This is a genomic window from Pararhizobium sp. DWP1-1-3 (assembly GCF_049896125.1).
Classification (GTDB): domain Bacteria; phylum Pseudomonadota; class Alphaproteobacteria; order Rhizobiales; family Rhizobiaceae; genus Pararhizobium.
On the sequence record NZ_JAFCTR010000021.1, the window covers coordinates 59,121 to 73,441 of the forward strand.

Sequence of the window (14,321 nt, forward strand, 5' to 3'; positions counted from 1 at the left end):
TGGCCCGGCACTGTGCCGGGCCAGTTGCAATGACAAGGTAGAAAGCGATGGCAAGATATATATTCTCGCGGGTGGGGCAGGCGCTGCTCGTCCTTTGGGCAGCATTTACGATTTCCTTCGTGCTGCTGCAGGCAATGCCCGGCGATGCGGTGCTGATCAAATTCCAGAACCCGGAATATGGTTTGAGCGCCGAACAGATCGCCGATATCCGCGCCGCCTACGACGCCGATGGATCGGTCGTGCTGCAATATGTCCACACCATCGGCAATTTCCTCACCGGCGACTTCGGCTATTCGCTGCAGGCCGGCGTGGCAGTCAGCGCACAGCTGGCGGCCAATCTGCCATCGACGATCCGGCTTGCTGGACTTGCCTTTGCCGCTGCAGCCCTGCTTGCCGTGATCATCGCGATCCTGTCCAATATCTCCGGGTTCGGCCGCTTGCGCTCCTTCATCCAATCGCTGCCCTCGCTCTTCGTCTCCATCCCGACCTTCTGGCTCGGCATCATGCTGATCCAGATCTTCTCCTTCCGGCTCCGGCTGGTGCCGGTGATCAATCCGGGTGAGTGGGAAGGTCTGATCCTGCCTGTTCTCACCATCGCACTGCCGATCTCCGCACCGATGGCGCAAATCCTCCTGCGCAATATCGACGAGGTGCTGACGCGGCCATTCGTCTCCGTTGCGCGTGCCAAGGGTGCCTCGCACGCTTTTGTTCTCTGGCGGCATGTCGCCAAGAACGCCTTCCTGCCCGTACTGACGGTCGCAGGCGTGCTGTTCGGTGAGCTGCTGGCGGGAGCCGTCATTACCGAAACGGTATTCGGCCTCAACGGTATCGGCAGCCTGGCTGAACAGGCAGTCAATTTTCAGGATGTCGCCGTGCTGCAGGCCATCGTGGTGATCTCAGCCGCTGCCTTCGTCACCATCAACCTCGCCGTCGATCTGCTCTATCCGGTGCTTGATCCGCGACTGAAAGCAAAACTTGGGGGCGTGGCATGACCATTCTCGATACCGCCGAACGGCACCGCAATATCGACAGTCCCAATCCGCTCGACTGGATTTCCCCGGCACCTGCCGCTGAGGTGGCCATCGGGGCGCCTGCGAAAGCCCATTCGTACCCTATCCGCATCCAGCCGGGTCTTGTTCTTGCCTATATCATACTCGCAATCGCGCTGCTCTGGGCGGTCGCGCCCGGCCTGTTCACATCCTATGATCCTGTTCAAGGCTTGCCGGGCCAGCAGCTGAAGGCACCAAGCGCGCTTCACTTCCTCGGAACGGATGCCCTGGGCCGCGATCTCTATACGCGCCTCGTCTACGGCGCCGTTCACTCGCTATCCGGGGCAATCGCGGCCGTGGCGATCGGGCTGTTCGTCGGCACCACCCTCGGTGTGATCGCTGGCTCGATCGGAGGCTGGATCGATGAGGTCATCATGCGTCTCGTCGATGTTTTTCTCTCCATCCCCGTGCTGCTTTTATCGCTCAGCATCATCATCCTGCTCGGCTTCGGCACCGTCAACGCCGCCATCGCCGTCGGTTTCACCTCGATTGCGAGTTTTGCCCGCCTCGTCCGTTCAGAAGTCGTCAGCGTCCGGCGCAGCGAATATGTCGAGGCCGCATTCGGCAGCGGCGGCACGTTCTTCAAGGTCCTCTGGCGCCATGTCCTGCCGAACTCGCTGACATCGGTGATCGCCTTCACCGCGCTTCAGGTCGGCTCCGCCATCCTGCAGCTCTCCACCCTCGGCTTCCTCGGCTACGGCGCGCCGCCGCCTACACCGGAATGGGGCCTGCTGATCGCCGAGGGCCGCAACTATATCGCAACGGCCTGGTGGCTGACGGCGGCACCCGGCATCGTCGTCGTGCTGGTGGTTCTCTCGGTCAATCGTGTTAGCCAGGCAATCGGAAGGGCGCAGCAATGACCATCTCCCCTATCGGCAGGCTCGAAGGCACTGTCCTCCCGGCTCCGGTTCTGGACGTGTCCGGGCTGACCATTTCCTATCGCGACCAGAGCGGCACGCGAACAGCCGTTCATGGCATCGACTTCAGCGTCGCCCCCGGCGAGGTGGTGGCCCTGGTCGGCGAGTCCGGCTCCGGCAAAAGCTCGACGGCACAGGCCATCATCGGCCTTCTCCCGGATAATGGACGCCTCGAAAGCGGCAGCATCCGGCTGAACCGGCAGGAGATTGCCGGCTGGCCGCAAAAAAGGCTCGACGGCATACGCGGATCGGTGATCAGCCTTGTGCCGCAGGACCCAGGCAACTCGCTCAATCCGGTCAAGACGATCGGCAAACAGGTCGCGGAAATCCTTATCATCCACGGCAAGGCCTCCGGCGCTTTAGCCGATGCACGCGCCATCGAACTGCTCGCACGCGTCGGCCTCAACCAGCCGGCGCTCCGGGCAAAGCAATATCCGCATGAACTGTCCGGCGGCATGAAGCAGCGCGTGCTGATCGCCATCGCCATCGCGCTCAAGCCGTCGCTGATCATTGCCGACGAACCGACCAGCGCGCTCGATGTCACGGTGCAGAAGCACATCCTTGACCTCATCGACGAGCTTCGGCGCGAATACGGTACCGCCGTTCTGCTTGTCACCCATGATCTCGGCGTCGCCGCCGACCGCGCCGACAGGCTGATCGTGTTGAAGCAGGGACGCATCCAGGAACAGGGACTGACCGCGGATACCCTGGCAAACCCGCAAAGCACCTATACCCAGCGGCTGCTCGCCGACGCCCCCTCGCTCAATATCCGGCAGCGTCGCATTGCCGCCGTTGCTAAACCTACGCAAGAAGAGGCCGACGACGACATCATCATCGTCGAAGGACTGGTTCAGGATTTCGGCCTCGGCGGCAAGGACAAGGGTCTTCGTGCCCTCGATAATGTTTCCTTCCGGGTCCGGCGGGGAACAACGCATGCGCTGGTTGGCGAGTCCGGTTCCGGCAAGACGACGACGATCCGCACCGTCGCAGCCTTTCAGAAACCCACCGCCGGCAAGGTGATCGTCGATGGGCTCGATCTGTCCGCGCCACCACGCGAAACGTTGAGACTGCTGCGCAAGAAGATCCAGCTCGTCTACCAGAACCCGTTCGGCTCGCTCGACCCGCGTCAGACCATTGCAGGGATCGTTGAAGAGCCATTGTTGAATTTCGAACCCATAGCGCGGGCCAAGCGCGCCGAGATCGTCGCCAGCACCATCGAAAAGGTCGGGCTCCCACTCGACGTGCTGCAACGGCGGCCGCATGCGCTTTCCGGTGGCCAGCGCCAGCGCGTCGCCATCGCCCGCGCGCTGGTTCTCAATCCGCAGATCCTGGTGCTCGACGAAGCCGTGTCGGCGCTCGACGTCACCGTGCAGGCGCAGATCCTGTCATTGCTCGACACGCTGCAACGCGATCTTGGCCTCACCTATCTCTTCGTCTCGCACGACCTCGCGGTGGTGCGCCAGATATCGGACACCGTCAGCGTCCTCAACGGCGGAAAGATCGTCGAAAGCGGTGCGGTCGAAGACGTCTTCGACCATCCTCAAAGCGCCTATACCCGGGAACTGATCGACGCCATTCCGGGCAAAAAATACCCGCTGCTTGCCAGCCGGCCAATCTCGACGAACTCAGGAAATATCTGATGACATATCCAGTCCAGCCCAAACGGCTCGGCTTTTTCAGCCGCGTTCTCGATCATGGCGATGCGGCGACCCGCTACCGGCTGGTCGCCGCGCAGATCATCCATGCCGAAAAGCTCGGTTTCGACAGCGCCTGGGTGGCCCAGCACCATTTCGACGCGGACGAAGGCGGGCTTCCCGCACCGCTGATCTTTCTCGCCGAGCTGGCGGCGCGAACCTCGCGCATCCGGCTTGGTACCGGCGTGATCACCTTGCCGATGGAAACTGCGGTTCGCGTTGCCGAGGATACGGCAGTGCTCGATATCCTCTCGAATGGCCGCCTGGAGATCGGTTTCGGCACCGGCGGCACGCCGCAGGCTTTCCTGCCGTTCGGACTGGAAAGTGCCGACCGGGGACCTGTCTATGCCAAGAGCCTCGCCACCGTGCGCGATGCGTGGGCTGGCCGGGAGCTAATTGGCGGCAACCGGCTCTATCCAACGGCACCGCATCTGCTGGACCATATCTGGCAAGCAACATTCTCCGTGGGCGGCGGCGAACGTGCCGGACGCGACGGCGACGGTCTAATGCTGTCGCGCACGCAGCCACGCCCGCCGGAGGCCCCGCAGACAGCACTGTGGAATCTGCAGAACCCGATCCTTGACGCCTATTTCGCCAACCTTCCGAAAGGCAAAACCCCGCGCATCCTTGGCTCCAGAAGCCTGTTTGTCGCTGATGACCGCAAGGAGGCGCTGCATTTCGCTGAACTTGGATTGCAGCGCATCCGCGAGCGCTTCATCGCCAGCGGGCACATCGTCACGGGGACGACAACCGCCGATCTCATCAAGGCTTTCGATGTGCATGTGGGCACGCCGGAGGATGTCATCGCGTCGCTGAAGGCCGATACCGCCTTGTCGCGCGTCACCGATCTCGTCTTCCAGGTACACTCGGTGGACCCGCCCCATGCGCTTATCCTGCGCTCCCTGGAGCTGACCGCAACCGTCGTTGCCCCGGCGCTCGGCTGGGCCGGTCAGCCACCCCTACAGCAGCGGCGTCAGCTGGCCGCAACCGCATGATTTCCGTTTTTAAAGAAAGGCAACGACCATGACTGTACCGACACCTGACGTCATCGACCGTCTGGCGGATATCCACCCCGGATCGTTCGTCGACCGCATCCGCAAGGAACGGCCGGAAACACGAGACAACGCCCAGAAGAGCTATCTCGCTCTGTTCGAACCGGCGCATGAAGGCGATGTCACGCGGACCGAGCGCCTCATCGTTGCGACCTTCGTTGCCGGATTGCACCGGGCGGATGCGGCCGAGGCATTCTATGCCTCCGGCATCAAGGGCGATACTGCGTTGATGGCTGCGGTGAAAAGCCAAATCGAGGCCGGGCGGACGAGCGGCCCCTATGGCAAATACCCATCCGGGCCATTGTCCAGCGAAGATAAGCCTGGACTGCTCTTCACCGTGTCGGAATCCGGCCGAAAAGCTCTCGGGCAAAAGCTCTCGGCGGCTTTGGAGCATAGCCATCTGCTCGTCTACCGGCCGCGCGAGGCAAGCCCAGAAGCGTTGCAAGCATTGCTTGATGCCGGATGGACGACGACGGCAATCGTCACCCTGTCGCAGATCGTCGCCTTCCTCGCCTTCCAGATCCGCGTGGTGGCCGGTCTCGCAGCTCTTTCCGAGGCGGGCGAGGGCACTCTCGCATCCGCAACGGCAGCCGAATAAGGAAACAGCATATGACCGAGACCGTTATCCATCCCACCATCGACAATCGCCCGGCCGCTTTCACCCAAGCCGAGATCGGCTGGACGCCCTTGCTGCAGCCGCTTGCAGAAGAGGAATTGACCGACCGGCACTGGGCCGGGCTCGTCGATGCCTCACGCTCGAAATCGCCTTACTTCATGCTGCTTGCCCGCGATCCGGAAATTCTGGAAGCCCGCACCAAGACGGATAAGGACATTTTCTACAACACCAAGGCAGGCCTGCCGCGGGCAGAACGCGAGCTTTCCGCCACGGCTGCATCGCGCTTCAACGGCTGCATCTTCTGCGCATCGGTGCATTCGCGCTTCGCTTCGCATCATTCCAAACGCACCGGCGATGTGCAAAAGCTGCTCGATGAAGGAACGGACGCCGACCTCGGCAGCCGCCGCTGGAACGCCGTCACCAAGGTCTCGGTCGCGCTGACGGAAACCCCGCCCACATTCGGCGTTACCGATATCGAACGGCTGCGGTCGGAAGGTCTCGACGACCTCGAAATCGCCGACGCCATCCACGGCGCTGCCTTCTTCAACTGGGCAAACCGCTTGATGCTCTCGCTTGGAGAGCCGACACCAGCGGCGTAAATCGCCCGTCCTATCTTTCAGCGGTTGAGTTCGCTGCCGCCTCTATAGGCGGCGGCGAGTTTGCCATGTTTAGATCAGGCAGGAGGGATGCCGGCGGCGAAGCCGCGCAAGAACGTGGCTTAACGCAAGACCAGCCGCAATGCGCGTTGCGTCTCCTTCAGCAAAGGCAGGTATCGCGCCACCATTTCGGCAGCGGGCACGTGGGCGGCCGGGGCGCCGATGTTGATGGCAGCGACGACGCGGCCGCGATCGTTCTCGATCGGGACCGCGATGGAGCAAAGCCCCAGTTCCAGTTCCTGGTCGATAACCGCGCAGCCGTCTGCGCGGATGCGGCGAAGTTCGTCCATCAGGACATCCGGATCGGTCTTCGTCAGCGGCGTGTTGGCCTTGAGTTCGGAGCAATCCAGAATGCCCCGCGCCTCCATTTCCGGCAGGGCCGCCAGCAGAACCCGTCCCATCGACGCGCAATAGGCCGGCAGGCGAGAGCCGGGCGACAGGTTGATCGACATCACCCGCTTCTGCGAGGCGCGGGCAATGTAAACCACCTCGGTCCCGTCCAGCACCGAGGCCGACGCGCTTTGGCCGGATTTTTCCGAAAGCTGGTCGAGATAGGGCTGGATCATCAGCGGCAGCGGCGTCGCCGACAGATAGGCATGGCCGAGCCGCAGCACCTTCGGCGTCAGCGCGAAGAACTTGCCGTCATAGTCGGCGTAGCCGAGATCGGCGAGCGTCAACAGGCAGCGGCGTACCGTTGCCCGGTCGAGCTCCGTCAGCTTGGCAGCCTCGGCAATGGTGAGCTTTGGCCGCGTTTCTCCAAAGGCTTCGATGACTTTCAGCCCGCGCGCGAAGCCGCTGACAAAATCCGATTCCCGCATGGCAAAAGCTCTCCGATATCGCTTTCAGTATGTGCGTTATACGAACAAATATCAAATAACGCACGAAATATTTGACGAGGGACGAATTCGCGCGCTTATTTGCGCCAAACAGACAGGAAACAGATCAGGAGGAGAATGCCTTGGCACGACTGACTTCGCTGGCAGAAGCCATTTCCGACAACGTGCATGACGGCGATACCGTCGCCATGGAGGGATTTACCCACCTCATCCCCTATGCGGCAGGTCATGAAGTGATCCGGCAGGGCAAGAAGGACCTTTTCCTGATCCGTATGACGCCGGATATTCTCTATGACCAGCTGATTGGCGCCGGTGCGGCCCGCGGCATGAAATTTTCCTGGGGCGGCAATCCCGGCGTCGGCTCGCTGCACCGTTTCCGTGATGCCGTCGAAAACCAGTGGCCACGGCCGCTGGAGATCGAGGAGCACTCCCATGCCGCCATGGCCAATGCCTATGAGGCAGGGGCTGCAAACCTGCCGTTTGCCATGCTGCGCGGCTATATCGGCGCCGATCTCACCAAGGTGAACCCGAATATCAAGCAGGTAACGTGCCCCTTCACCGGCGAAGTTCTGGCGGCTGTTCCTGCCATCCGCCCGGATGTGACGATCATCCATGCACTCAGAGCCGACCGGAAGGGCAATGTGCTCATCGAAGGTATCGTCGGCGTGCAGAAGGAAGCGGTGCTTGGCGCCAAGCGCTCGATCGTCACGGTGGAGGAGATCGTCGACGAGTTGAACCCGCCGTCTCCGAACTCCGTCGTGCTGCCATCCTGGGCGGTGACAGCGGTGGTCGAGGTGCCCGGCGGTGCCTTCCCGTCCTATGCGCAAGGCTACTATCCTCGCTCCAACGCCTTCTACATCGCCTGGGACGAGATTGCCCGCGACCGCGATACATTCCAGGCCTGGATCGAGGAGAACGTCATGAAGGCCGGGCCGGAAGACTTTGCCAAACATGCGAAGAAGGCTGCGTGAGGAAACACCGATGAGCGATTTCACCCCCACCGAAATGATGACCATTGCCGCCTCCCGCGCCCTCACCAATGACGATGTCTGCTTCGTCGGCATCGGCGCGCCATCGGCTGCCTGCAATGTCGCCCGTCTCACCCATGCTCCGGATATCACGCTGATCTACGAAAGTGGCACGGTCGGCACCAAGCCGGATGTCCTGCCGCTTTCGATCGGCGACGGCGAGCTATGTGACACAGCGCTGTTCACCGTCTCGGTACCGGAAATGTTCCGCTACTGGCTGCAGGGTGGCCGCATCACCACCGGCTTTCTCGGCGGTGCGCAGATCGACAAGTTTGCCAATCTCAACACCACCGTGGTCGGTCCCTACGAACATCCGAAGGTGCGCCTGCCCGGCGGCGGCGGCGCACCGGAGATCGCCAGCAATTGTGGCCAGATTTTCATCACCATGGCGCTGTCCAAACGCGGTTTTGTCGACAAGCTCAACTTCATCACCTCGATGGGGCATGGCGAAGGCGGCAACCATCGCGAACGTCTTGGTATGAAAACCAAAGGCCCCACGCAGGTCATCACCGACCTTTGCATTCTAGAGCCGGATCCGGTCAGCAAGGAGCTGACCGTCGTTTCGATCCATCAGGGCGTGACCCGCGAACAGATCGTTGAGAATTGCGGCTGGCCTATCAAGTTTGCCGAAACGGTGATCGACACGCCGTTTCCGACCGAAACCGAGCTTCAGACCCTGCGCGACATCAACGCCCGCACCAAGAAAGCCCATCAGGGCAACAAGGAGGCCGCGTAAATGACCGAGGCCTATATCTGTGACTATATCCGCACCCCGATCGGCCGTTTCGGTGGTTCGCTCTCCTCCGTCCGCGCCGATGACCTCGGCGCCATTCCGCTCAAGGCATTGATGCAGCGCAATGCTTCCGTTGATTGGCAGGCCGTGGATGATGTGATTTTCGGCTGCGCCAACCAGGCCGGCGAGGACAATCGCAACGTTGCGCGCATGTCGCTTTTGCTTGCGGGATTGCCGCTGGAGGTCTCGGGCACGACGATCAACCGGCTCTGCGGCTCCGGCATGGATGCCGTGATTGCGGCCGCCCGTGCCATTCGCGCAGGCGAGGCTGAACTGATGATCGCCGGCGGGGTCGAGAGCATGTCGCGCGCGCCGTTCGTCATGCCGAAAGCCGAAAGTGCATTTTCGCGTGCAGCCGAAATCCACGACACGACGATCGGCTGGCGCTTCATCAATCCACTGATGAAGAAGCAATATGGCGTCGATTCGATGCCGGAAACCGGCGAGAACGTTGCCGAGGATTTTAAGGTCAGCCGCGCGGATCAGGATGCCTTTGCCGTCCGCTCGCAGAACAAGGCGGCCGGCGCCCAGCAGAACGGGCGGCTCGGCCAGGAGATCACATCGGTCACCATTCCGCAGCGCAAGGGCGACCCGATCGTCGTCGATAGGGATGAACATCCGCGCGCGACGACGATTGAAATTCTTGCCAAGCTCGGCACGCCCTTCAAGAAAGAGGGCGGCACCGTGACCGCCGGCAACGCCTCCGGCGTCAACGACGGTGCGGCGGCTCTGATCATTGCTTCCGAGGCCGCCGTGAAAAAACACGGCCTAACGCCGATCGCCCGTATCATGGGCGGCGCTGCCGCAGGTGTGCCACCGCGCATCATGGGCATCGGCCCGGTTCCTGCGTCGCGAAAGCTGATGGCCAGGCTTGGCATGACTCAGGACCAGTTCGACGTGATCGAGCTCAACGAGGCCTTCGCCAGCCAGGGCCTCGCCGTCCTACGTGAACTCGGCATTTCCGACGACGATGCACGCGTCAACCGCAACGGCGGCGCCATCGCACTCGGCCACCCGCTCGGCATGTCCGGCGCCCGCATCACCGGCACGGCGGCGCTCGAACTCAAGCTCACCGGTGGCCGCTATTCGCTGTCGACCATGTGCATCGGCGTCGGGCAGGGGATCGCGATCGCCCTGGAACGCGCCTGAGGAGATCGGCGCAGAATAGGCACTCCAAAGGTCGCGGGTCGAAGGAATTCTTGTCGGCACTTTGAATTTGTATATACTTCATCGTATATATGCTTATGGAGAAACCAATGACTCAACGTGCAAAAGTGTTCCAATCCGGCAACTCGCAAGCCGTGCGCCTGCCGAAAGAGTTCCGCTTCGACGTCGATGAGCTTGAAATCACGCGCGAAGGTGATGCAGTTATTTTGCGCCCGACGGTCAAACACAAAGAGGCTTGGAGCGGTTTAAAGGCTGCGATGGCGCGTGGGTTCAGCGACGACTTCATGGTGGATGGTCGCCAGCAACCTGAGATCAAAGATAATCCTGATTTGGAAAAACTCTTCGAATAATGCGTTATCTTCTTGATACTAACGCCTTCATCGGTCTCATCGGCAAAAAATCCGAGCGGCTCGTAAAACGAGCACTCGCATGTGAGGCGGGAGCTATAGGCCTTTCAACCGTGGTATTGCACGAATTGTACTACGGTGCCTATCGAAGCCAGAGAGTGGAATTCAATCTTGAGAGTATACGCCTTCTGACGCAGGACTTTCCTTTGGTCGCATTTGATCGCGATGACGCACAAATCGCTGGCGGTGTAAGGGCAGAACTCGCGACCTTGGGAACGCCGATCGGCTCCTTCGACATTTTGATTGCAGCGCAGGCAAAGGCCAGAAGGCTAATCTACGTTACCAACAATACGCGCGAATTCCAGCGTGTCGGAGGTCTAAAAGTCGAAGATTGGACGGCGGCCGAATAATCCCTCAGTAAGCCAACCCCACATAATTCTCCGCCAGCACCGTGGCTGCCGCACGGGAATGGGTGAGATAATCCAGTTCGGCCTCCTGGATCTTCTGATCGAAGGCACCGGTGTCCGGAAACCGGTGCAGCATCGTCGTCATCCACCAGGAAAAGCGCACGGCTTTCCAGACACGGGAAAGGGCACGGGCGGAATAGGCATCGATGCCGGCAGACGAGCGTTCCTGATAATACTCGCGGAGACCCGCATAGAGATAATGGACATCGCTGGCCGCCAGATTGAGCCCCTTGGCGCCCGTCGGTGGCACGATATGCGCGGCGTCGCCGACCAGGAAGAGCTTGCCGAACCGCATCGGCTCGGCCACGAACGACCGCAGCGGCGCGATCGACTTTTCGAAGGACGGGCCGGTGACGAGCGCTTCGGCATGATGCGCGGGCAGGCGGCGGCGCAGTTCGTCCCAGAACCGGTCATCGCTCCAGTCCTCGCCCCTCTCGTCCAGAGCACATTGCAGATAGTAGCGGCTGCGGCTTTCCGAACGCATCGAACAGAGCGCGAAACCGCCTGGATGGTTGGCATAGATCAGTTCGTGATTGACCGGTGGCACATCGGCGAGCAGGCCGAGCCAGCCGAACGGATAGACTTTTTCGAATATGGTGATCGATTTTTCCGGCACGGCCTTGCGGCTGACGCCATGAAACCCGTCGCACCCGGCAATGAAATCGCAATCGATGTGATGGCTCACTCCCTCCGCTTCGTAGGTGACATAGGGCGAACGGCCGTCGAAATCGTGCGGACGGACATTGGCAGCGTCATAGATTGTCTTTGCCCCGATGACCTCCCGCTGCTGCATCAGATCACGTGTCAGCTCGGTCTGGCCATAGACCATGACGCCCTTGCCGCCCGTCAGATCCGCAAGGTCGATCCGGTGGTCGCGGCCATCGAAGGCGAGCGAAAAGCCACCATGCGGCAAGCCTTCCACGTGCATCCGCGCACCAGCTCCAGCCTCGTCCATCAGCCCGACCGTGCCATTTTCAAGGACGCCTGCGCGCACCCGGCCGAGAATGTAGTCCTTGCCGGCACGATCCAGAATGACGGCCTCGATGCCGGCTTTCGCCAGCAATTGCCCGAGCAGCAATCCGGACGGACCTGACCCGATGATGACGACCTGCGTGCGCATCTTTTTCCTCCCGAAATGCTGCAGCCGGATTTTGACACCGGCACATAAATCCCGCCATGGACATCAAACCCAATAAATTGCACAAATCGAACATCGACGATATTTGCGGGACAAGATGCGCGCGATCCCCACCTATGACCTCTATGGCGAAAAGACCGGCGATTTCCCTGGTTTCTGGCTGCATTGCGAAACGATCCCGTCGCGTAGCAGCCTGCATCACTGGGAGATCGGCCTGCATCGCCATGACCAGTTCTTTCAGATCCTGTACATCGAGGCCGGATCAGGCGATGCGATCTTTGATGACGCGACACATGCGATTGTCGCGCCCGCTATCATTACGGTGCCCCCTCTTTCCCGTCATGGCTTCCGGTTTTCGAAGGATATTGACGGCTATGTCTTCACCATTCTGACGTCCCACCTGAAAACCATTCCGGCCGATCACAGCCGGTTTGGCGCATGGCTGAACCTCCCGCGTCTGACAGCGCTGCTCCCGGAACACGCCGACAGCCGTTACATCGCCGATACGCTGCATCGTCTTGCCGCAGAGGCGGAGGCCCGGCCAACGGGACCGGCGGATCTTTGCGAGGCATACCTGACATCGGCCCTCCGGCTGACCGCGCGCCTGTCTGTTGCTGGGCAGGCTGACGACGATGTGGGGGCAACGGAAAACGAGCGGCGGTTGAACCGGCTGACCGGACTGATCCACCAGCATTTCCGTTCCCACAAGCCTGCATCCTTCTACGCCGATGCACTCGGTATCTCGGCGACGCATCTCAACCGCATCGTCAAACAGCGCACCGCCGGCAGCACCCAGAGCCTGATCAACTGCAAGCTGATCGACGAAGCGCAGCGCGAATTGCTGTTTACGCAAATCCCTGTGCAGGAAATCGGCTTCCGGCTCGGCTTTGCCGATCCTGCCTATTTCTCCCGTTTCTTCCAGACAAGGACGGGTGTTTCACCCCGGCAATGGCGCCGTGGCCAGGGGAGGGCAGAAACACGGGCTCTCAGCACGCTTGCGACAGTGGGATGAGCCGCCAATTACTATCGGCCGCAATGCCGGCATCCCGGATTGGCGTAATAAACGCGGAGTGCATGGACTGCCGGGAATTTGCCGGATAGGACTTTGAGCGACACGCGCACCACGCTTCCATCTCAATTGCAGCAGACTTTCGGAGACCCCATGAGCAAGGCCCCATCGACGCTTCAGACCGTGAGCACTCCGGCCGTCCTGATCGATCTCGATATCGCGCGGCGCAACATCGATCGTTTTCAGGCCTATGCCGATGCGCACGGATTGAAGGTTCGCCCGCATATCAAGACGCATAAACTGCCGGCGGTGGCCGAAATGCAGCTGCGGGCAGGGGCCATCGGCGTCACCTGCCAGAAGGTATCCGAAGCCGAGGCTATGATTGCCGCCAGCCCGGAGATCCGGGACGTTCTCATCACCTACAATATTCTTGGCGCCGAAAAGCTGCGCCATCTCGCTGCTCTCGCCCGCACGGTGACGCTGAGCGTCGTCGCCGACAACGAGACCGTCATCGACGGCCTCTCGGATACTTTTGCTGCTGAGCCGGCGCCATTGCAGGTGCTGGTCGAATGCAACACCGGCGCCGACCGCTGCGGCGTGCCGACCCCGGAAGCCGCCGCTTCTCTTGCGCAACGGATCGCCAAGGCGCCCGGCCTGGTTTTTGGGGGCCTGATGACCTATCCGCCGGCGAACGATGCGGCCGCTGTCGAATCCTTCATGAACCGCGCCAAGGCTTTTATCGAGGCAGCTGGCATCAAGGTTCCGGTGATCACGTCGGGCGGCACCCCGTCGATGATGGAGGCGGCCAAGGCACCGGTAACCACTGAATACCGTCCCGGAACCTATGTCTACAACGACCGCTCGCTGGTGACGCGCGGTGCCTGCACCTGGGACGACTGCGCACTTACCGTGCTCGCCACCGTCGTTTCGGTCCCCGCTGCCAATCGCGCCATCATCGATGCCGGGTCCAAGGCGCTGACCTCCGACCTGCTCGGCCTGTCCGGCTACGGCCATGTGCTCGGCCGCAGCGACATCACCATCGACCAGCTATCGGAAGAACATGGCCGTTTGGTCAGCGAAGGCCCGATCGATCTGAAGGTTGGCGACAGGCTGCGCATCGTACCCAACCACGCCTGCGTCGTCACAAACCTGGTCGATGCGGTGAACATCGTTGAGCAAGGCGAGATTTCAGCCCTGTGGCCGGTTGTCGCGCGCGGCAGGATTGTCTGACGCCGGCCGATGGCGGACGATCTCACCGATCGGCATCTTGCGCTCCTTGAGGTGATACAAGCGCCAGCGATCAGCGTGCTTAGGCTGTGTTCTCCGAGCCGGCAAAGCGCAGATGCAACAGCTTGCCGGTGGCATCGTCGATATAGACGAGCAGGGCGCATTTGGGACCGCGATTCTCAAACCACCAGTGATGCGACCCATCGATCTGCACAAGTTCGCCAAAGCAGTCGCGCCGGCCGCGCGGCTGGAAAACCCGCTTCTTGCGTTCGCGGCGCGACACCCAGATGCCGGCTTCCATCATCCACTGACGCAGCGTCTCCTT

At 61.3% G+C, this 14,321-nt stretch carries 15 protein-coding genes and 1 pseudogene; 13 read left to right on the top strand and 3 right to left on the bottom strand.

Features of this window, described 5'->3' with window-relative positions; all coding sequences use genetic code 11:
• Nucleotides 1–47: 47 nt before the first annotated feature.
• The 6 genes from ACP7BS_RS27450 to ACP7BS_RS27475 are packed head-to-tail and all read left to right on the top strand — an operon-like array spanning nucleotide 48 to nucleotide 5,927.
• Entirely contained in the window at nucleotides 48–992 is a 945-nt protein-coding gene (locus ACP7BS_RS27450; RefSeq protein ID WP_426240625.1) for an ABC transporter permease, read from the top strand.
• Nucleotides 989–1,909, top strand: a complete 921-nt coding sequence (locus ACP7BS_RS27455; protein WP_426240626.1) for an ABC transporter permease — start codon at nucleotides 989–991, stop codon at nucleotides 1,907–1,909. Before ACP7BS_RS27450 ends, ACP7BS_RS27455 begins: the two co-directional genes overlap by 4 nt.
• Nucleotides 1,906–3,606 carry a dipeptide ABC transporter ATP-binding protein gene (locus tag ACP7BS_RS27460; protein ID WP_426240627.1) on the top strand — a complete coding sequence of 567 codons (1,701 nt, stop codon included), beginning with the start codon at nucleotides 1,906–1,908 and terminating at the stop codon, nucleotides 3,604–3,606. The genes ACP7BS_RS27455 and ACP7BS_RS27460 overlap by 4 nt, the downstream gene beginning before the upstream one ends.
• Nucleotides 3,606–4,655, top strand: a complete 1,050-nt coding sequence (locus tag ACP7BS_RS27465) for a putative FMN-dependent luciferase-like monooxygenase (RefSeq protein ID WP_426240628.1) — start codon at nucleotides 3,606–3,608, stop codon at nucleotides 4,653–4,655. Before ACP7BS_RS27460 ends, ACP7BS_RS27465 begins: the two co-directional genes overlap by 1 nt.
• A 28-nt stretch (nucleotides 4,656–4,683) precedes the next feature.
• Nucleotides 4,684–5,310 carry a CMD domain protein gene (locus ACP7BS_RS27470; protein WP_426240629.1) on the top strand — a complete coding sequence of 209 codons (627 nt, stop codon included), beginning with the start codon at nucleotides 4,684–4,686 and terminating at the stop codon, nucleotides 5,308–5,310.
• A gap of 11 nt (nucleotides 5,311–5,321) precedes the next feature.
• On the top strand, nucleotides 5,322–5,927 hold the full coding sequence (locus ACP7BS_RS27475; RefSeq protein WP_426240630.1) for an alkylhydroperoxidase domain protein: 606 nt from the start codon (nucleotides 5,322–5,324) through the stop codon (nucleotides 5,925–5,927).
• A gap of 119 nt (nucleotides 5,928–6,046) precedes the next feature.
• On the opposite strand, the gene ACP7BS_RS27480 is transcribed toward ACP7BS_RS27475, so the two are convergent.
• A complete protein-coding gene (locus ACP7BS_RS27480; RefSeq protein WP_426232872.1) occupies nucleotides 6,047–6,802 on the bottom strand; it encodes an IclR family transcriptional regulator in 756 nt (251 codons plus the stop codon).
• Between the two features lie 140 nt (nucleotides 6,803–6,942).
• Here ACP7BS_RS27480 and ACP7BS_RS27485 point away from each other — a divergent pair, with 140 nt between their 5' ends.
• The 5 genes from ACP7BS_RS27485 (at nucleotide 6,943) to ACP7BS_RS27505 (ending at nucleotide 10,565) form a co-directional block, all read left to right on the top strand.
• Nucleotides 6,943–7,791 (top strand): CoA transferase subunit A, encoded by an 849-nt coding sequence (locus tag ACP7BS_RS27485; protein WP_426240631.1) that lies wholly within the window; start codon nucleotides 6,943–6,945, stop codon nucleotides 7,789–7,791.
• A gap of 10 nt (nucleotides 7,792–7,801) precedes the next feature.
• Nucleotides 7,802–8,584 (top strand): CoA-transferase subunit beta, encoded by a 783-nt coding sequence (locus tag ACP7BS_RS27490; RefSeq protein WP_426232876.1) that lies wholly within the window; start codon nucleotides 7,802–7,804, stop codon nucleotides 8,582–8,584.
• A complete protein-coding gene (pcaF, locus tag ACP7BS_RS27495) occupies nucleotides 8,585–9,790 on the top strand; it encodes a 3-oxoadipyl-CoA thiolase (protein WP_426240632.1) in 1,206 nt (401 codons plus the stop codon).
• 107 nt (nucleotides 9,791–9,897) lie between these two features.
• Nucleotides 9,898–10,158, top strand: coding sequence for an antitoxin (locus tag ACP7BS_RS27500; RefSeq protein WP_426232880.1), 261 nt, complete (start codon nucleotides 9,898–9,900; stop codon nucleotides 10,156–10,158).
• Nucleotides 10,155–10,565, top strand: coding sequence for a type II toxin-antitoxin system VapC family toxin (locus ACP7BS_RS27505; RefSeq protein WP_426240638.1), 411 nt, complete (start codon nucleotides 10,155–10,157; stop codon nucleotides 10,563–10,565). The genes ACP7BS_RS27500 and ACP7BS_RS27505 overlap by 4 nt, the downstream gene beginning before the upstream one ends.
• A 4-nt stretch (nucleotides 10,566–10,569) precedes the next feature.
• Here ACP7BS_RS27505 and pobA read toward each other — a convergent pair whose 3' ends face one another.
• Nucleotides 10,570–11,742, bottom strand: a complete 1,173-nt coding sequence (gene pobA, locus ACP7BS_RS27510) for a 4-hydroxybenzoate 3-monooxygenase (protein ID WP_426240633.1) — start codon at nucleotides 11,740–11,742, stop codon at nucleotides 10,570–10,572.
• Nucleotides 11,743–11,857: 115 nt separating this feature from the next.
• On the opposite strand from pobA, the gene ACP7BS_RS27515 reads away from it, so the two are divergent.
• Both ACP7BS_RS27515 and ACP7BS_RS27520 read left to right on the top strand, forming a co-directional pair.
• The gene (locus ACP7BS_RS27515; protein ID WP_426240634.1) at nucleotides 11,858–12,772 is read left to right on the top strand and encodes a helix-turn-helix domain-containing protein; all 915 of its coding nucleotides are present in this window, start codon (nucleotides 11,858–11,860) and stop codon (nucleotides 12,770–12,772) included.
• 150 nt (nucleotides 12,773–12,922) lie between these two features.
• Complete coding sequence (locus ACP7BS_RS27520) at nucleotides 12,923–13,999, top strand: D-TA family PLP-dependent enzyme (RefSeq protein ID WP_426240635.1); 1,077 nt, start codon at nucleotides 12,923–12,925, stop codon at nucleotides 13,997–13,999.
• An 85-nt stretch (nucleotides 14,000–14,084) separates the two neighbouring features.
• Here ACP7BS_RS27520 and ACP7BS_RS27525 read toward each other — a convergent pair.
• A pseudogene (locus ACP7BS_RS27525) lies at nucleotides 14,085–14,321 on the bottom strand (ISNCY family transposase); the annotation flags it as partial.